Here is an 18,953-nt window from a genome sequence, read left to right as displayed (position 1 = left end):
TGACTCAGTGCGCGGACTCACCGTCGCGCAGATAGATAACCCAATAGGTCAACCCGACTAACAGACCGCCGCCAATGATGTTGCCGATGGTCACGGGAATCAGGTTATTAACAATAAAATCGCCAATGCCCAGTGCAGGAAATTGCGCCGCGCTGGCACCGGTCATCTGCCAGAATTCCGGGCTGGCAAAATCGCGAATCATGATGGCCATCGGGATCAGGAACATATTGGCGATGCTATGCTCAAAGCCGCTGGCTACGAACATCGCAACCGGTAAAATCATCGCCACCATTTTGTCGAGCAGGCTGCGGCCGGAGTAGCTCATCCACACCGCCAGACACACCATCAGGTTAGCCAGTGTACCGAGGCTTACCGCTTCGATAAACGTATGATGCATTTTGTGGTCGGCGGTCTGTAAGACATTCAATCCCCAGGCACCATTTGCGACCATATGCTCACCGGCCAGCCAAATCAGCGCCACAAAAAACAGCGCGCCGCACAGGTTGCCAACGTAGACATTGAGCCAGTGACGACCCAGTTGCAGCCAGTTAATGCGTCCGCTGGCTTTTGCCACCACGATCAGCACCGTTGAAGTAAACAAATCAGCGCCGCAGACCACAACCAGCATCAAACCCAGTGAGAAGCAGATGCCACCGATCAATTTGGCCATGCCGTACGGCATAGTGCCGCTGCCGGTGGTGGCGGTGATATAAAACACAAAGGCAATGGAAATAAAGACGCCAGCAGTGATAGCCAGAAAGAAGGTGGTTAAGGGATGTTTCGTCGCTTTATAGACACCGGCATCTTCTGCGACTTTTGCCATCGCCGCCGGTAATAATGAATTAAAAGGGTTGTCAGCTTTCACACTAACGCTCTCCAGAAATTGTCTGTAAAGATACTAACAAAGGAGTATAGGTCAGGAGTTGATGTGGATCATATTTGCCGAAACGGCAGGGTTAAGCAAAGCCGCAAAACGACCAGAAAATCAATTAAGATATTGAAATTTATTCAAAAAATAATTTTTAATTTATGCAAAATAAGTTGAAGGTGCGGCAGGCTTAAGGGCTGTTTTGTTAAATACTGTTTATCAATGATAGTGAATTGTTATTTATTATTTTCTGCGCCCGATGAATTTTCAGCGGCATAAAAAAAGGGCACTGGATACTGCCAGTGCCCGTTAATTTTCAGGCTATTTCGTCACAGACAAAATGCGCCGATTTATTTCGCAGACCAGTAACGACGTTTTGCCGCCTGTAATTTTTCATACGCGGCCAGCAGTGCCTGATGCGCCGGGAACGCGTGCAGATCGCGGTCAACCACCTGCAGACCGTAGAACGGTGCCTCACCGCTGATGGCAGCCGAAGCGGCGTCGACGGCGGCTTCGCCATACATGCGCACAAACGCGCGATGATACTGCAGCGGATCGCGATCTTCTTCCATCGCCAGCAGCAGCAGAGTCTGCAGGCAGCGATAGTAGTTGGCACGCTCAGGGCTGAAGATCGACTGGTTGAATTCCATGGTCCATTCCGTCCAGATCAGCGCCTGATCCAGATCGCCACCGGCCAGCGCCAGCATCGCTTTCAGCTCGCCAATACGCAGCGTGAACCAGCCGTTGTCTTTGCCGGTCGCCAGCCCCAGCAGTTCACGCACGCGGGTGAAGTCATCATGACTTTCTTCATCCAGCTGTTCGATCAGAGCCAGATACTCCTCGGGTTGCCACTGGGTTGCTGGCAGGGATAACAGCGTTTCACGCAGTGATGCACCCATGTTGTTATTCGCCAGCAGCAGGTCTTCGGCAGGGTAAATATCAGACATTCCCGGTACGATAATGCGGCAGGCGTAAACGCCCAGATGTTCGTAGTCGGCGATATACACTTCTTTATCTTCCGCACGGAAGATCGCCATCAGCGTATCGAACTCTTCATGGGTGGTGCCGGCAAAGCTCCAGTCGACAAAGGGATAGTCGGCATCGTCTTTGAACATATCCCAGGAGATCAGACCGCTTGAATCAATGAAGTGGGTTTCAAGGTTAGCGTGTTCAGCCACTTCTTCATCATCGAAGGTGGGCGGTGTAAACACGTCGAGATCTTTCAGGCCGCGGCCCTGCAGAAGTTCGGTGACGGTACGTTCCAGCGCGACACCAAAGTCCGGATGGGCGCCAAACGAGGCAAAACAGGTGCCGTTAGCCGGGTTGAACAGCACCACACAGATCACCGGATAGTTGCCGCCCAGCGAAGCGTCATAGGAGAAAATCGGGAAACCTTCCGCTTCAAGACGATTGATAGCCTCCACCACGCCAGGATAGCGCTGCATTACCGCTTCAGGAATTTCCGGCAGGCTGATGGATTCCGCGATAATGCGGTTTTTAATATGGCGCTCAAACACTTCGGATAAGCCCTGTACGCGCGCTTCATTGGCGGTGTTGCCAGCGGACATGCCGTTAGACACATACAGGTTGCCGATGATGTTCATCGGAATGTAAACAGTTTGCTGATCGGACTGGCGGGTAAATGGCAGGCCGCAAATACCGCGAGCGGCATTACCAGACTGCAGATCCACCAGATCGGACGCGCTCAGGCTCTGTTCCGGATCGTAAAACTTACGCAGGCGCGCATCCAGAATGCCTTCCGGCAGGCTGTCATCGTCGCTCAGCGGGAACCATTTCTCGTTCGGGTAGTGCACGAAGTCGCCGTTAGCGATGGTTTCACCCAGCCAGAAATCGGCAAAGAAGTAGTTGGTTGAGAGGCGCTCAAAATATTCGCCCAGCGCTGAGGCCAGCGCCGCTTTTTTACTGGCGCCTTTACCGTTAGTAAAACAGAGCGGGCAGTCACGGTCGCGAATGTGCACTGACCAGACGTGCGGCACCGGGTTTAGCCAGGAAGCTTCTTCAATGTTGAAACCCAGATCCTGCAGTTTCTGCTGGAAGCGTGCGATGGAGTCTTCCAGTGCGGCGTCTTTACCTGGAATAAACGTTTGCGTCATGGTGGCGCTCTCTCAAGTCGATGGTTGGGCGTAAAGCGCGCAATAATACGGGTTTTGCGCCTGCTTCGCCATTGCTCCGCCAAATTTCTCAACGCATTGTTACGGCTTTTTCGCACTCTGGCAGCTGTCTGATTTTACTTCACCGCGCTGCCTCACAAAATTCCGTGGCTTATTACATTTGTGACATAAGCTGCGGTGGAGCGGGATCTGGAAATGTGATCGCTGCCGGATAAATGATTGCAGCCATCCGGAGGCAATGATAAAACCGATGGGGTATTCATAACCGTTCGATATGACAATGGTGAGGGGAAATGGCGCAGGTTTATAATTTTAGCTCCGGACCGGCAATGCTGCCGGTGGAAGTGCTTCGTCGTGCAGAACAAGAACTGACAAACTGGCATGGCTTAGGCACCTCGGTGATGGAAATCAGTCACCGCAGCAAAGAGTTTATTGAAGTCGCGGAAGCGGCGGAGCAGGATTTTCGCGATCTGCTGAAAATCCCGGCCAACTACAAAGTATTATTCTGCCATGGCGGCGCGCGTGCGCAGTTCGCGGCAATCCCCGGTAATCTGCTGGGCGATGCCAGCCGCGCGGATTACATCGACGGCGGCTACTGGGCGCACAGCGCTATTAAAGAAGCAGAAAAATTCTGCTCGCCGAACGCCATTGACATCAAAACCACCCGTGAGGGTAAACGCGCACTGTTACCGATGCGTGAATGGCAGCTCAGCGATGATGCTGCTTATGTGCATTTCTGCCCGAATGAAACCATCGACGGTATTGCCATCGATGAAGAGCCAGACTTCGGCGATAAAGTGGTGGTGGCCGATCTCTCTTCCACCATCCTGTCCCGCCCGCTCGACATCAGCCGCTACGGCGTGATTTATGCCGGCGCGCAGAAGAACATCGGTCCCGCTGGCCTGACGCTGGTGGTAGTGCGTGATGACCTGCTGGGCAAAGCGCAGCGCTGGGTGCCCTCCATTCTCGACTACAAAGTGCTGGCCGAAAACGATTCGATGTTCAACACGCCGCCGACGTTTGCCTGGTACCTCTCCGGCCTGGTGTTTAAATGGCTGAAAGAGAAGGGCGGTGTAGCAGAGATGGACAAGGTTAATCAGGCGAAAGCCGATCTGCTGTACGGCGTGATTGATAGCAGCAGCTTCTACCGTAACGACGTCGCCAGTGAAAACCGTTCCCGGATGAACGTGCCTTTCCAACTGGCCGATGCTGCGCTGGATAAGGTGTTCCTTGAAGAATCACTGAAGGCGGGCCTGCATGCGCTGAAGGGGCACCGTGTGGTTGGCGGTATGCGTGCCTCGATCTACAATGCGATGCCGCTGGAAGGCGTTAAAGCGCTGACCGAATTCATGGTCGACTTCGAACGTCGTCACGGTTAATTATCTACTTTAGTGCCAGCCTGCCCGGCTGGCATCAGACCCTGTCACTGGACAGGGTCTCGTATTTCTGGAGATTTGGTTTCACATGCAGGACTCCCTGACTTTACAGCCGATTGCCCGCGTTGACGGCACGGTAAACTTACCGGGTTCAAAAAGCGTATCAAACCGCGCCCTGTTACTGGCCGCGCTGGCGAACGGCACCACGCGCCTGACCAACCTGCTCGACAGCGATGATGTTAAACACATGCTTAATGCGCTGCAGGCGCTGGGCGTCAGCTATACCCTGTCAGCCGATCGCACCGTGTGTGAAGTGGTCGGCAACGGTGGACCGCTGCGTGCCGAACAGCCGCTGGAATTGTTCCTGGGCAATGCCGGAACCGCGATGCGTCCGCTGGCGGCCGCACTGTGCCTCGGCGAGCAGTCGGTGGTGCTGACCGGCGAACCGCGCATGAAAGAGCGTCCGATCGGCCATCTGGTCGATGCGTTACGGCAGGGCGGCGCGCGCATTGATTACCTCGAACAGACCGACTATCCGCCGCTGCGTCTGAACGGCGGATTTACTGGCGGCGAAGTCAGTGTCGATGGCAGCGTTTCCAGCCAGTTCCTGACGGCGCTGCTGATGACCGCGCCGCTGGCACAGCAGGACACCACGATCACCATTAAAGGCGAGCTGGTTTCCAAACCCTACATTGATATCACCCTGCACCTGATGCGTTGCTTTGGCGTGGACGTTGATAATCAGCACTACCAGCGCTTTGTGGTGAAAGGTCAGCAGCAGTATCAGTCGCCAGGTGATTATCTGGTGGAAGGCGATGCGTCGTCAGCGTCCTATTTCCTTGCCGCTGCGGCAATCAGAGGCGGCACGGTGCGCGTTACCGGGATTGGCCGCAACAGTGTGCAGGGCGATATCCGTTTTGCCGATGTGCTGGAGAAGATGGGAGCGGTGATCGAGTGGGGCGACGATTATATTGCCTGCACGCGCGGTGCGCTGAACGCCATTGATATGGACATGAACCATATTCCGGATGCGGCAATGACAATCGCTACCACCGCGCTGTTTGCCGAAGGCACCACGCTGATGCGCAACATCTATAACTGGCGCGTAAAGGAGACCGATCGCCTGGCGGCCATGGCGACCGAGTTGCGTAAAGTCGGTGCGGAAGTGGAAGAGGGGCACGATTTTATTCGCGTCACACCGCCTGCGCAGTTACAGCACGCCGATATCGGCACGTACAACGATCACCGTATGGCGATGTGTTTCTCGCTGGTTGCGCTGTCCGACACGCCAGTAACCATTCTCGATCCCGGCTGTACGGCGAAAACCTTCCCGGATTACTTCCAGCAGCTGGCAAAAATCAGCCACGCATCCTAATCCGCCCGCCCGGTACCGCTGTGCCGGGCTTCTGAACCCTCTGCTGGCCTCACTGGCGGGAAATTGTTCTGAAACTGTCGAAATTTCTGGCGCTGTCTACGCTAAAGGGTAACCAAGCGGACGCGGGCAGCGTATAATGCCGCGCAATCCAGACAGCCAAGAAGGCTGATCATCAGCACGCAGCAACAGGAGAGAACAATGACGGCAATCGCCCCGGTAATTACCATTGATGGCCCAAGCGGCGCGGGTAAAGGGACTTTATGTAAAGCGATGGCGGAGTCGTTGCAGTGGCACCTGCTGGATTCAGGGGCTATTTATCGCGTACTGGCTCTGGCCGCGCTGCATCATCAGGTGGATATCGAGTCGGAAGAAGCGCTGGTGCCCATGGCGGCGCACCTTGACGTGCGTTTTCTGTCGGTAGACGGTGAAATGCAGGTAGTGCTGGAAGGTGAGGATGTCACCGGCGAAATCCGCACCCAGGAAGTGAGCAATACGGCGTCGCGCGTGGCGGCATTTCCGCGTGTGCGTGAAGCCTTGCTGCGCCGACAGCGTGCTTTCCGCGAGGAGCCGGGTTTAATCGCCGATGGACGTGATATGGGCACCGTGGTTTTCCCGGACGCGCCCGTTAAAATTTTCCTCGATGCCAGCTCCGAAGAGCGTGCGCATCGCCGTATGCTACAGTTGCAGGAAAAGGGCTTTAGTGTTAACTTTGATCGCCTTTTATCCGAGATAAAGGAACGCGACGACCGCGATCGTAACCGCGCCATCGCGCCTTTAGTGCCAGCCGCTGATGCTCTGGTGCTGGATTCAACCAGCATGACCATTGAGCAAGTGATTGAAAAGGCACTAGATTATGCCCGCCAGAAGCTGGGCATTTAATCTTTTCGGCGACCGAATTGTAGTAACCCTGTGCCAGGGAAGCGGTGCAGGGCATGTGAAACAACCCCATCCGACAATGACGTCAGGTGGACGTTAAATTGAAGAATCCTAAGATTATCAATATGACTGAATCTTTTGCTCAACTCTTTGAAGAGTCCCTGAAAGAAATCGAAACCCGTCCGGGTTCCATCGTTCGTGGCGTCGTTGTTGCTATCGACAAAGACGTCGTGCTGGTTGATGCGGGTCTGAAATCTGAATCTGCTATCCCTGCAGAACAGTTCAAGAACGCAGCTGGCGAACTGGAAATCCAGGTGGGCGACGAAGTTGACGTTGCTCTGGATGCAGTAGAAGACGGCTTCGGTGAAACCCTGCTGTCCCGTGAGAAAGCTAAACGTCACGAAGCTTGGATCACGCTGGAAAAAGCTTACGAAGACGCTGAAACTGTTACCGGTGTTATCAACGGCAAAGTTAAAGGTGGCTTCACAGTTGAGCTGAACGGTATTCGTGCGTTCCTGCCAGGTTCACTGGTTGACGTTCGTCCGGTCCGCGACACTCTGCACCTGGAAGGCAAAGAGCTTGAATTCAAAGTAATCAAGCTTGATCAGAAGCGTAACAACGTCGTGGTTTCTCGCCGCGCGGTTATCGAATCTGAAAACAGCGCTGAGCGCGATCAGCTGCTGGAAAACCTGCAGGAAGGCATGGAAGTCAAAGGTATCGTTAAGAACCTCACTGACTACGGCGCATTCGTTGACCTGGGTGGCGTTGACGGTCTGCTGCACATCACCGATATGGCGTGGAAGCGCGTTAAGCATCCAAGCGAAATCGTCAACGTGGGCGACGAAATCACTGTTAAAGTGCTGAAGTTCGACCGCGAGCGTACTCGTGTATCTCTGGGCCTGAAACAGCTGGGCGAAGATCCATGGGTTGCTATCGCTAAGCGTTATCCGGAAGGTACCAAACTGACCGGTCGCGTGACCAACCTGACTGACTACGGCTGCTTCGTTGAAATCGAAGAAGGCGTTGAAGGCCTGGTACACGTGTCTGAAATGGACTGGACCAACAAAAACATCCACCCATCTAAAGTTGTCAACGTAGGTGATGTGGTTGAAGTTATGGTTCTGGACATCGACGAAGAGCGTCGTCGTATCTCCCTGGGTCTGAAGCAGTGCAAATCTAACCCATGGCAGCAGTTCGCAGAGACCCACAACAAAGGCGATCGCGTTGAAGGTAAAATCAAGTCAATCACTGACTTCGGTATCTTCATCGGCCTGGACGGTGGCATCGACGGTCTGGTTCACCTGTCTGACATCTCCTGGAACGCGACTGGCGAAGAAGCCGTTCGTGAGTACAAGAAAGGCGACGAAATCGCTGCCGTTGTACTGCAGGTTGACGCAGAGCGTGAGCGTATTTCTCTGGGCGTGAAGCAGCTGGCTGAAGATCCATTCAACAACTACATCACCCTGAACAAGAAAGGCGCAATCGTGACGGGTAAAGTCACTGCAGTTGACGCTAAAGGTGCTACAGTAGAATTAGCTGACGGCGTAGAAGGTTACCTGCGCGCTTCTGAAGCTTCTCTGGACCGCATCGAAGACGCCACTCAGGTTCTGAGCGTAGGCGACGACGTTGAAGCGAAATTCACCGGCGTTGACCGTAAGAACCGCGTTGTGAGCCTGTCTGTTCGTGCTAAAGACCAGGCTGACGAGAAAGAAGCTATCAACACTGTTAACACCAAACAGGAAGATGGCAACTTCTCTAACGCAATGGCTGAAGCGTTCAAAGCGGCTAAAGGCGAGTAATCGACCCGAAGCACCGGACGGTGAAAATCGTCCGGTTTCGGTAAAAGCTGTCATACCTTTCCAAACAGGGATTAACCGGAGGTTACATGACCAAGTCAGAACTGATTGAAAGACTTGCTGGCCAGCATACTCATATCCCGGCGAAAGTCGTTGAGGATGCGGTCAAAGAGATGCTCGAGCACATGGCCACTACGCTGGCCCAGGGCGAGCGCATTGAAATCCGGGGATTCGGCAGCTTTTCTTTGCACTACCGCGCACCGCGCACTGGTCGCAACCCGAAAACGGGTGACAAAGTGGAACTGGAAGGTAAATACGTTCCCCACTTCAAGCCAGGCAAAGAATTGCGTGACCGTGCAAATATCTACGGCTAAGCCGTTACCGAACGATAAAAACGACACCTGCAGGTGTCGTTTTTTTTTGCCTCGCATTCAGGTTTGCGATCCTGCTTCCATGTTGCTGTTGATCCCCTGCAACCACCATAAACTGCACGTAATCCCTCTCTGAAATCGACATTTAGCCACATGCTTTTCCCTCTGCCAGCGCGCACAATGCGCGGCAATGACAGAAGAGGGCGTGCGCGTGACAATAACAGTGGTAGCCAGAATGATGCTCCTCGCGGCGCTGCCGCTGGGTATGCTGCCGCACATCCCCGCTTACAGTACCATTGTGCTGCTGTTAATAAGCGCACTGTTGCTGGCATGTACATCAGTAATGCTTTTGCGCTACGCCGGACTGGGCTTGCTGCTGTTGAGCTGGGCACTGATCGAGGCGCGTCAGACGGTCGATACCCTCGAGCAACTGACCGTGGCACCGGTGGCGGCCACGCTTCAGATAACTGCAGTGAATCCCGCGAAGAACCAGCTCACGGCGCAGATAATCCGGGCAGGTGACCGCTACGTCTTTCCACCGTTGTTTGTCACGCTGCGTAATGTCAGCGATGAGGTTGCCTGGTGTGCGGGACAGCGCTGGCAGATGAAGCTGCGGCTACGCGCGGTGCACGCCCGGCTCAACGAGGGCGAATTTGATCTGCAGCGTTTTGCCATTGCTAACCACAGCGCGCTGCAGGGGCGTATTGTCAGCCAGCAGGCTGAGTCTCTGCGCTGCAGCTGGCGGACGCGGTTTATCGATCATCATCTGGCGCGTTTCAGCGGGTTAACGCAGCCCGCAATAATACAGGCGCTGGCCTTTGGCGTGCGTGAGGCGATGACTCCGGCCCAGCGAGCCTTGCTGCGCGAAACCGGTACCGCGCACCTGATGGCCATCTCCGGCATGCATATCGCGCTGGCGGCCAGCGTAGGCTGGCTACTGGCGCGCGTCATCCAGTTAGTGTTACCTGCCAGGCAAATCGGCTATCTGATGCCGCTGCTGATCAGCGGGTTAACAGCGGCAGCCTATTGCTGGATCTCCGGCAGTCATCCGCCGGCACAGCGCGCGATGCTGGCGTTAACGCTGTGGCTGGCGACGCGTATAGCTGGCTGGCAGCTGAGCAACTGGCAGGTGTGGACGCTCTGCGTAGGGAGTTTGTTATGGCTTGATCCGCTGACGGTGCTGTCAGAGAGCTTCTGGCTGTCGGCGCTGGCCGTGGCGATGCTGATACTGTGGTTTCAGTGGTTTCCTCTGCCGCCACGTTTCCGCCAGCCGCGTCGCTGGCTCATGCTGCGACTGCTGCATCTGCAATTGGGCATGATGATTCTGATGGCGCCGCTGCAGATCTTTCTGTTCCACGGGCTCAGCCTGAGCGCGCTAGTGGCCAACCTGCTGGCAGTGCCGGTGGTGTCGCTGATTACCGTGCCGTTGATTCTGCTGGCGATGCTGTTGCCGCTGCCTGCAATCGCCATTCCGCTATGGCAGCTGGCCGACCTGTCGGTCAGCCTGGTGATGCAGGGGCTGGCGTGGCTGCCCGCCGGCTGGTGGCGCTGGAGCGATACGTTGCCGGCGGTGCTGCTGCTCTGGGCCGGGCTGGCGCTGTGGCGCAGCGGCTTGCTCGCGAAGGCGCTGATGCCCTGCTGCGCGCTGTTGCTCTTGCTGTGGCTCTGGCGCAGCAATGCCCAGCAGGACGACTGGCAGATTGACATGATCGATGTCGGACATGGTCTGGCGGTGGCGATCAGCCAGGGAAATGAGGTGATGCTGTATGACAGCGGACCCGGCTGGGCAGAGGACAATGCAGGCGGGCGGGTTTTGTTACCCTGGCTGCACTACACCGGGCGCCAACTGCAAGGGGTGATCCTGAGCCACAAGCATCTCGATCACCGTGGTGGATTAGCCGCGCTGCAACAGGCGCAGCCTGGTCTGCGGGTTCGCAGCGCGCTCGGCGAGCCCGGGCATCTGCCATGCTATCGCGGCCAGCAGTGGCAGTGGGGGCGTTTGCACTTTCACGCGCTATGGCCACCGCGCGCGCAGACTTCCGGGCAAAATAACGACTCCTGCGTGGTGCGCGTGGACGATGGTCAGTTCAGCCTGTTACTGACCGGGGACATCGAGCTGGAGGCGGAGCGCAAGCTGGTCGCCCTGGAAAAGGGCGGCTTACAATCCACTGTTATCCAGGTGCCCCATCATGGCAGCCGGAGCTCCTCCGGCCCTTTACTGTTACGGAGTGTTGCCGGGCAGGCGGCGCTGGCTTCGCTGGCGCGCTATAACGCCTGGCGTATGCCCGCCGTCGCCGTGGTCCAGCGTTACCGCGAGCAGGGCTATCGCTGGTATGACACTGCGCAATCAGGCCAGATTCACATCGCGATACGGCAGGGTCGCTGGCAGATTAAAGGGTTAAGAGAGCAAATAATCCCCCGCTGGTATCATCAGTGGTTTGGCGTCAAACGCGATTCCAGGTAGAATGAGCGGCTATTTCAAACAGCGTGAATAAATAATGCATCAAGACAAAGACCTCTCAACGTGGCAGACATTTCGCCGACTCTGGCCGATGATTGCACCGCACAAGGCTGGCCTGATTGTGTCCGCCGTGGCGCTGATACTCAATGCGGCAGGCGACACCCTAATGCTCTCCCTGTTGAAACCTTTACTGGATGATGGTTTCGGCAAAGCCGACAAATCCGTTCTGCTGTGGATGCCGCTGGCGGTCATCGGCCTGATGCTGATCCGCGGCGTAACCAGTTATATCTCCAGTTACTGTATCTCATGGGTCTCCGGCAATGTGGTTATGAACATGCGCCGTCGCCTGTTCGGCCACATGATGGGCATGCCGGTTGCGTTCTTTGACCAGCAGTCTACCGGTACGCTGCTGTCGCGGATCACCTACGATTCTGAACAGGTGGCCTCTTCCTCCTCCAGCGCGCTGGTGACGGTGGTACGCGAAGGCGCATCGATCATTGGCCTGTTCATCATGATGTTTTACTACAGCTGGCAGCTGTCACTGATTCTGATTCTGCTGGCGCCGCTGGTCTCCTTTGCCATTCGCACTGTGTCCAAACGCTTCCGCAGCATCAGCAAAAATATGCAGAACACCATGGGGCAGGTGACCACCAGTGCTGAGCAGATGCTGAAAGGGCATAAAGAAGTGCTGATTTTTGGCGGACAGGAAGTGGAAGCTGAGCGTTTCTCGCAGGTCAGCAATAAAATGCGCCAGCAGGGCATGAAACTGGTCTCGGCCTCTTCGATTTCCGATCCGGTAATCCAGCTGATCGCATCGCTGGCGCTGGCTTTTGTGCTGTATGCGGCCAGCTTCCCGAGCGTAATGGATACCCTGACTGCCGGTACCATTACCGTGGTGTTCTCGTCGATGATCGCCCTGATGCGTCCGCTGAAATCGCTGACCAACGTCAACGCCCAGTTCCAGCGTGGCATGGCGGCCTGTCAGACGCTGTTCACCATTCTGGATAGCGAACAGGAGATCGACAACGGCAAGCGCGAAATCACGCGTGCGAAAGGGGATGTTGAATTCCGTAACGTGACCTTTACCTATCCGGGCCGCGACATTCCGGCGCTGCGTGATATTAATCTTACGCTGCCCGCGGGTAAAACCGTGGCGCTGGTGGGCCGTTCCGGCTCGGGTAAATCCACCATGGCCAGCCTGCTGACGCGTTTTTACGATATCAACGAGGGCGAGATTCTGCTGGATGGCCACGACCTGCGTGAGTACACCCTGCGCTCGCTGCGTAATCAGGTGGCGCTGGTCTCGCAAAATGTCCATCTGTTCAATGACACCATCGCCAATAACATCGCTTATGCACGCAACGGTGAATACACCCGCGAGCAAATCGAGCAGGCGGCGACCATGGCGCACGCCATGGACTTCATCAACAAGATGGATAACGGTCTCGATACGGTCATTGGTGAAAACGGCGTGCTGCTGTCTGGCGGCCAGCGTCAGCGTATCGCCATTGCCCGTGCGCTGCTGCGTGACTGCCCGATTTTGATTCTCGATGAAGCCACTTCGGCGCTGGATACCGAATCCGAACGCGCCATCCAGTCGGCGCTGGACGAGCTGCAGAAGAACCGCACGTCGCTGGTGATTGCGCACCGTCTCTCCACCATTGAAAAGGCCGACGAAATCGTGGTGGTCGAGGATGGGCGAATCGTGGAACGCGGTACCCATGAGGTGCTGCTGGCGCAGAAGGGCGCTTATGCGCAGCTGCACAAACTGCAGTTCGGTCAATGATTGAACGTATCTGGAGCGGACGCTCGCCGCTGTGGCTGCTGTTGTGGCCGCTGAGTCTGCTGTATGGCGCTATCACCTGGCTGATTCGCCTGAGCTATCAGCGCGGCTGGCGTACCCGCTGGCGCGCGCCCTGTCCGGTCATTGTCGTTGGCAACCTGACCGCGGGCGGCAACGGTAAAACACCGCTGGTGATTTGGCTGGTGCAGGCGCTGCAACAGCAGGGGCTGCGTCCGGGTGTGGTGTCGCGCGGTTACGGTGGTAAAGCGGAACGCTATCCGCTGCTGGTCAATCAGGATACCGCGACGGAACAGGCTGGTGATGAACCGGTGCTGATCGCCCAGCGCACCCAGGTGCCGGTGGCAGTGGCACCGCAGCGCCGGCTGGCAATCGAGGCCCTGCTGGCGGCGCATCCGCTGGATGTGATTGTGACGGATGATGGCCTGCAGCACTACGCGCTGCAGCGCGATCGCGAAATCGTGGTGGTGGATGGCGTGCGTCGCTTTGGTAACGGCTGGTGGTTACCGGCCGGACCGATGCGTGAACGCGCATCGCGGCTGGCGCAGGTAGATGCCGTGGTGGTCAACGGGGGCAGCGCGCAGGCTGGCGAGATCGCCATGACGCTGCAGCCGGGCCTGGCGGTCAATCTGCTGACCGGCGAACAGGCTGCACTGACGCAGCTGCCGCCAATTGTCGCGATGGCCGGCATCGGTCATCCGCCGCGTTTCTTCACTACGCTGCAGCAGCAGGGCGTGCAGCCGGTGGCAGAGATCGCCTTTGCCGATCACCACGCTTATAGCGAAGAAGAGTTACGCAGCCTGACTCAGGATGCACAGTGCCTGCTGATGACGGAAAAAGACGCGGTCAAATGCCGCCATTTTGCCCGCGCTAACTGGTGGTATCTGCCGGTGGATGCGCATCTGGCGGGCGCGCCGCTGGCCGCATTGCTGGCCGATCTGACGCAACTCTGTACGGCTGCGCGCGACGCCCGGTCGCGCTAACCATTCAAAGGGACGACGCAATGACCAGCACGCATTCCCTCTCTCTGCAAACCGCCCGCAATCTGCACCTCTCTGCCCAGGGCCTGCTACGCCCGCCGCGCCGTCAGGCGCGTTTTGCCGATATTCACGCCTGTGTGCGGCAGATGTCGCTGCTGCAAATCGATACCATTAATGTGGTCGCGCGCAGTCCATATCTGGTGCTGTTCAGCCGGCTGGGCGCTTTTCCAGCCGAGTGGCTGGAGCAAACGCTGGCGGCGGGCGCGCTGTTTGAATACTGGGCGCATGAAGCCTGTTTTATCCCTTTTGAAGATTATCCGCTGCTGCGTCACCGCATGCTGGCACCGCAGCGCCTGGGCTGGAAATACAATCAGCAATGGGTGGATCAGCATCAGCAGGAAATCGCCGATCTGCTGCAACATATCGCCGCCACCGGTCCGGTACGCGCCGCTGATTTTGCCAGCGACAAGCACACCAAACCCGGCTGGTGGGCGTGGAAGCCGCACAAGCGACATCTGGAGAACCTGTTTAGCGCCGGTGAACTGATGGTTGTCGAGCGCCGTAACTTCCAGCGTGTCTACGATCTGCGTAGCCGGGTGATGCCGCACTGGCGCGACGAGCAGCATGCGCTGAGCGAGAACGAGGCGGTGATGCAGATGCTGGATCACAGCGCGCGCAGCCTCGGCATTTTCCGCGCCAGCTGGCTGGCCGATTACTACCGGCTGAAACGCGCGCCTATCGCACTCTGGCTGGCGCAGGCCGCTGAGCAGGGAGTGATTCAGCGCGTTGAGGTTGAGCAACTGGGCGAGATGTGGCTGCACCATACGCTGCTGCCGCAGCTGGCGCAGCCGCAGGCCGCCACGCACAGCGCGCTGCTGTCACCGTTTGATCCGGTGGTATGGGATCGCCGCCGCGCGCTTGAGTTGTTTAATTTTGACTATCGCATTGAGTGCTACACGCCAGAGCACAAACGTAAATACGGCTATTTTGTCCTGCCGCTGCTGCATCGCGGCGTACTGAAGGGACGCGTCGATGCCAAAATGGATCGCCAGGCGCAGCGCCTGATTCTGCGGGCCTTCTGGCTGGAGCCCGGCGTGCGCGTGAGCCAGCAGTTTCTCGCCGATGTGCATAAAGCCATTAACCGCTTCGCCGCCTGGCAGGGCGCCCGCGAAGTGGTGCTGGAAAACGCGCCTGATGCGCTGCGGGCCGCCTGGTCCACGCACTGGCACGTCAGCATATAAGCCGATGGCGGCGCGCCGTCCCTGATTGCGCTATGGTATGCTAATCCTCTGACGTATCGGTCCTGAAAGGAGAAAAGTATGGATCACCGTTTACTTGAGATTGTGGCCTGTCCGGTCTGCAACGGAAAACTGTATTACAACAAAGAGCAGCAGGAGTTGATCTGCAAACCCGACGGCCTGGCGTTCCCGGTGCGTGACGGTATTCCGGTATTGCTGGAAGTAGAAGCGCGCACCCTGTCCGTTGAAGAGATTCATCCATGAGTTTCGTGGCGATTATTCCGGCACGCTACGCCTCCACGCGCCTGCCGGGCAAACCGCTGCTGGATATTCACGGTAAACCGATGGTGGTGCACGTGATGGAACGTGCACGCGAGTCCGGCGCCGAGCGGGTGATTGTGGCCACCGATCATCCTGACGTGGCGGCCGCGGTGACCGCTGCCGGCGGGGAAGTCTGCATGACGCGCGCCGACCACCAATCTGGTACCGAGCGTCTGGCCGAGGTGATTGAAAAATATCAGTTTGCTGACGATACCATCATCGTGAACGTGCAGGGCGACGAGCCGATGATTCCGGCGGAGATTGTGCGTCAGGTCGCGGACAATCTGGCCCAGGCGGATGCCGGCATGGCCACGCTGGCGGTACCGATTCACGAGGCAGAAGAGGCGTTCAATCCCAACGCGGTAAAAGTGGTCACTGATGCCAGCGGTTATGCGCTCTATTTTTCACGTGCGACCATTCCGTGGGATCGTGAACGTTACGCGCAGTCGCGTGAGCAGATTGGCGACACGCTGCTGCGCCACATCGGTATTTATGCCTATCGCGCCGGTTTTATCCGTCGCTATGTGGCATGGCAACCCTGTGCGCTGGAGCAGATCGAGTTGCTGGAGCAGCTGCGCGTGCTGTGGTACGGCGAAAAGATTCACGTGGCGGTAGCGGCCACCGTGCCGAGCGTCGGTGTGGATACGCCGGACGATCTGCTGCGCGTGCGTGAAGCGATGCAGGCATAATCGTCAGCGGCCAGCGCCCCGGCTGGCCGCAAAGTTTGATCTGGCGCTAAGTTTCGCGCCGTCATGACCTCCAGGATGGTGCAATGAGTTAACTCCGGAGGACTCTTCCATGGAACAACTCCGTGCAGAACTGGCGCTGGTGCTGGGCGAAGGCGTCAGCCGGCTGGAAACCATCAGCGAACAGGCACAATCGCGGCTTTACGCCCTCTATGATGACCACGGCAAGCCGATGCCGCTGGTGGCCAAATATTTTCGTCATCAGGGACGCGCCGCGCTCGAAGCGAAAAAACTCACCATGCTGGCGCATGAAGGACTGATTACGCTGCCCACGGTGTACGGCCTGGTTTTGAGTCAGCAACCGCCGGCGCATGAAATGCTGCTGCTGGCGCGCTTAAATGGCGTATCGGCCGAAGCGCCGGCGCGCACAGCAGCGCGCTGGGAGCAGCTGTGTGAACAGATTGTCGAAGGACTGCTGGCGTGGCACCGCATTGACAGCCATGGCCTGGTCGGCAGCGTTGACAGCGTGCAGGAAAATCGCTGGCCGGCGTGGTATCGCCAGCGGGTGGAAGTGCTGTGGTCCACGCTGGGCTATCTGTCGCCCCCTGGATTTACCCACGCCGATCGTCAGATTCTGTTCCGCAGCCGCGAACAGCTGGCGCAGCTGTTTGCCGGCTTTGACGACCCGTGCGTGCTAATGCACGGCAATCTGCGTCTCGCCAGTATGCTGAAAGACCCGCACAGCGATCAGCTGGTGGCGATGACCCAGCCGGGCACCATTTTGTGGGCACCGCGTGAGTATGAGCTGATGCGCCTGGCGGAAAACGGTGCTGAAGCATCGCTGCTGCAGCACTATTTACAGCGTGCGCCGGTGGATGAAGGTTTCGTCTGGCGCCGCTGGCTCTATCAGCTGTGGGATTGCGTTGACACGCTGGTCAGCAGCGGCCAGTTTGACCGGCCGCGCTTTGACCATGCCCGCGCGCAGCTACTCCCCTGGCTCGGCTGAAGGTTCGCCACTGCCGCGCAACCGCTGCCAGATCAGCCCCAGCGTTTCGTACACCGCGCGCTGGCTATGGCTGAGCCATAGCGGCGAGGGCAGCGTGCGATCCCAGACGCTGATCGGTGAGGTGATCGCCAGCTGGTTAGCCGGTGCCGGTAGCGGATTCAGGCCGGCGCTCTGGAAAAAGTGCATGGCGCGTGGCAGATGGTTGGCAGACGTCACCAGCAAAAACGGATGCTGCCCGATGGTCTGCTTCACCGCCAGCGCTTCTTCGCCGGTGTCATGCGGCTGATCCAGCACGATAATGGCATCGTCGGGCACGCCAAGGCTGCGCGCCACGTCGGCGGCAACGCTGGCGTTGCTGCGCGGATTGTAGCCCGCAGCGGCACCGGTGAAGATCATTTTGGCCTGAGGATAGCGTCGCCACTGGCGAACGCCTTCGGTCACGCGCGGCAGGCTGTTGTTCAGCAGGTTGGAGCTGGGTGCCCACTGCCGGTTATAGGTGTAACCCCCGCCCAGCACCACGATATAGTCCACCGGCTCGCTGCCATTCCACGTGGCATACTGGTTTTCCAGCGGGGCCAGCAGCCGATCGGCCACCGGTTGCAGGCTCAGCAGTAACAGCATCAGCCAGCTCAATGAGATAAGGATTTTGCCGCTTTTTTGCCAGCGGCTGAACCAGAGCAGTAAAAGTCCTGCCGCCATAAGCGTTAACAGCAATGGCAAAGGCAGTAGCATCGCGCCAATCCATTTTTTTAAGGCAAAAAACATCGAAAACGTCTCCTTTTGTCCGAAAAAACAGCAGCCAGACAGTTACTGCGGCATGAAAGGTTCATTCTTGTCGAGCCTGTGACAAAATAGCACAAGTTGAATGCAGCAAAGCGGAGCCATCACCATGCAGGATCGTAACTTTGACGATCTGGCGGATAAATTCTCGCAAAATATTTATGGCACCCGTAAAGGCCAGGTGCGTCAGGCGATCATCTGGGATGAGCTGAACGCCATTCTGCCGACGCTGCCCGCCGGCCCGCTGACGGTGCTGGATGCCGGTGGTGGCGTCGGTCAGATCTCCAGCGGCCTCGCCGCGCAGGGGCATCAGGTACTGCTGTGCGACCTGTCGGGCGAGATGCTTAAGCTGGCCGCCGCCCATGCGCACAGCGCAGGTGTGAGCCACAACATGCAATTCAAACAAATTAGCGCACAGCAGGTTGGCGAACATTTGGATAAGCCGGTGGATCTGGTATTGTTTCACGCTGTGCTTGAGTGGGTGGCGGATCCGCTGGCGGTGCTGCAGGCGCTGTGGCATACGCTGAAACCCGGTGGTGTGCTGTCGCTGATGTTTTATAACGCGCACGGCCTGACGTTCCGCACCCTGACGCTCGGCAATTTCGGCTATCTGCGCGCCAACATGAACAAGCGCAAAAAACGCACGCTGTCACCGGATTTCCCCCGCGATCCTGACGATGTACAGCGCTGGCTGACGCAGTGCGGATTTATTACCGAGCAGCGTGCCGGTATCCGCGTGTTCAGTGACTACATGAAGCCGCAGCCCGGCGCCGGGAAGAGCGTTGAGGAAATTATTGAGATGGAACGGCGCTACTGTCGTCAGGAGCCCTTTTTGAGTTTAGGGCGCTATATCCACGTGACTGCGCGCAAACCCAGGTAGAAGGAT

16 protein-coding genes are annotated in these 18,953 nt (G+C 57.4%); 13 read left to right on the top strand and 3 right to left on the bottom strand.

Annotated elements, in window-relative coordinates; all coding sequences use genetic code 11:
- Nucleotides 1–4 precede the first annotated feature (4 nt).
- Together focA and ycaO are read right to left on the bottom strand one after the other, a co-directional pair.
- Complete coding sequence (gene focA / locus FT726_RS00965) at nt 5–865, bottom strand: formate transporter FocA (protein WP_346302315.1); 861 nt, start codon at nt 863–865, stop codon at nt 5–7.
- 353 nt (nt 866–1,218) lie between these two features.
- A complete protein-coding gene (gene ycaO / locus FT726_RS00960; RefSeq protein WP_346302314.1) occupies nt 1,219–2,982 on the bottom strand; it encodes a 30S ribosomal protein S12 methylthiotransferase accessory factor YcaO in 1,764 nt (587 codons plus the stop codon).
- A 311-nt stretch (nt 2,983–3,293) separates the two neighbouring features.
- Here ycaO and serC point away from each other — a divergent pair, with 311 nt between their 5' ends.
- The 12 genes from serC to FT726_RS00900 all read left to right on the top strand — a co-directional run bounded on the left by serC (nt 3,294) and on the right by FT726_RS00900 (nt 17,287).
- Nucleotides 3,294–4,379 carry a 3-phosphoserine/phosphohydroxythreonine transaminase gene (gene serC / locus FT726_RS00955; RefSeq protein ID WP_021508348.1) on the top strand — a complete coding sequence of 362 codons (1,086 nt, stop codon included), beginning with the start codon at nt 3,294–3,296 and terminating at the stop codon, nt 4,377–4,379.
- A gap of 85 nt (nt 4,380–4,464) precedes the next feature.
- Complete coding sequence (gene aroA, locus FT726_RS00950) at nt 4,465–5,751, top strand: 3-phosphoshikimate 1-carboxyvinyltransferase (protein ID WP_088516420.1); 1,287 nt, start codon at nt 4,465–4,467, stop codon at nt 5,749–5,751.
- 198 nt (nt 5,752–5,949) lie between these two features.
- Complete coding sequence (cmk, locus tag FT726_RS00945) at nt 5,950–6,630, top strand: (d)CMP kinase (RefSeq protein ID WP_021508346.1); 681 nt, start codon at nt 5,950–5,952, stop codon at nt 6,628–6,630.
- 122 nt (nt 6,631–6,752) lie between these two features.
- Complete coding sequence (gene rpsA / locus FT726_RS00940; protein WP_021508345.1) at nt 6,753–8,426, top strand: 30S ribosomal protein S1; 1,674 nt, start codon at nt 6,753–6,755, stop codon at nt 8,424–8,426.
- Nucleotides 8,427–8,512: 86 nt separating this feature from the next.
- Nucleotides 8,513–8,797, top strand: a complete 285-nt coding sequence (gene ihfB / locus FT726_RS00935) for an integration host factor subunit beta (protein WP_010618275.1) — start codon at nt 8,513–8,515, stop codon at nt 8,795–8,797.
- Between the two features lie 232 nt (nt 8,798–9,029).
- Nucleotides 9,030–11,258, top strand: a complete 2,229-nt coding sequence (locus FT726_RS00930) for a DNA internalization-related competence protein ComEC/Rec2 (RefSeq protein ID WP_346302313.1) — start codon at nt 9,030–9,032, stop codon at nt 11,256–11,258.
- 34 nt (nt 11,259–11,292) lie between these two features.
- The gene (msbA, locus tag FT726_RS00925) at nt 11,293–13,041 is read left to right on the top strand and encodes a lipid A ABC transporter ATP-binding protein/permease MsbA (RefSeq protein ID WP_021508343.1); all 1,749 of its coding nucleotides are present in this window, start codon (nt 11,293–11,295) and stop codon (nt 13,039–13,041) included.
- Nucleotides 13,038–14,039 (top strand): tetraacyldisaccharide 4'-kinase, encoded by a 1,002-nt coding sequence (lpxK, locus tag FT726_RS00920; RefSeq protein WP_104092769.1) that lies wholly within the window; start codon nt 13,038–13,040, stop codon nt 14,037–14,039. Before msbA ends, lpxK begins: the two co-directional genes overlap by 4 nt.
- A gap of 20 nt (nt 14,040–14,059) precedes the next feature.
- Nucleotides 14,060–15,277 carry a winged helix-turn-helix domain-containing protein gene (locus FT726_RS00915; protein WP_288422717.1) on the top strand — a complete coding sequence of 406 codons (1,218 nt, stop codon included), beginning with the start codon at nt 14,060–14,062 and terminating at the stop codon, nt 15,275–15,277.
- A gap of 78 nt (nt 15,278–15,355) precedes the next feature.
- Complete coding sequence (locus FT726_RS00910; RefSeq protein WP_010618270.1) at nt 15,356–15,538, top strand: Trm112 family protein; 183 nt, start codon at nt 15,356–15,358, stop codon at nt 15,536–15,538.
- Nucleotides 15,535–16,284, top strand: a complete 750-nt coding sequence (gene kdsB, locus FT726_RS00905; protein ID WP_058757760.1) for a 3-deoxy-manno-octulosonate cytidylyltransferase — start codon at nt 15,535–15,537, stop codon at nt 16,282–16,284. The genes FT726_RS00910 and kdsB overlap by 4 nt, the downstream gene beginning before the upstream one ends.
- Nucleotides 16,285–16,393: 109 nt before the next feature.
- Nucleotides 16,394–17,287 (top strand): YcbJ family phosphotransferase, encoded by an 894-nt coding sequence (locus FT726_RS00900; RefSeq protein WP_104092771.1) that lies wholly within the window; start codon nt 16,394–16,396, stop codon nt 17,285–17,287.
- Here FT726_RS00900 and elyC read toward each other — a convergent pair.
- The gene (gene elyC / locus FT726_RS00895) at nt 17,267–18,052 is read right to left on the bottom strand and encodes an envelope biogenesis factor ElyC (RefSeq protein ID WP_021508338.1); all 786 of its coding nucleotides are present in this window, start codon (nt 18,050–18,052) and stop codon (nt 17,267–17,269) included. The two genes, FT726_RS00900 and elyC, sit on opposite strands and share 21 nt — an antisense overlap.
- A gap of 124 nt (nt 18,053–18,176) precedes the next feature.
- On the opposite strand from elyC, the gene cmoM reads away from it, so the two are divergent.
- Complete coding sequence (gene cmoM / locus FT726_RS00890) at nt 18,177–18,947, top strand: tRNA uridine 5-oxyacetic acid(34) methyltransferase CmoM (RefSeq protein WP_058769552.1); 771 nt, start codon at nt 18,177–18,179, stop codon at nt 18,945–18,947.
- Nucleotides 18,948–18,953 lie beyond the last annotated feature (6 nt).

It is taken from the genome of Pantoea sp. Morm, assembly GCF_016643525.1.
Classification (GTDB): Bacteria; Pseudomonadota; Gammaproteobacteria; order Enterobacterales; family Enterobacteriaceae; genus Pantoea; species Pantoea dispersa.
Note: the sequence above shows the minus strand (reverse complement) of the source record. Positions and strands in the feature narration are given on the sequence as shown.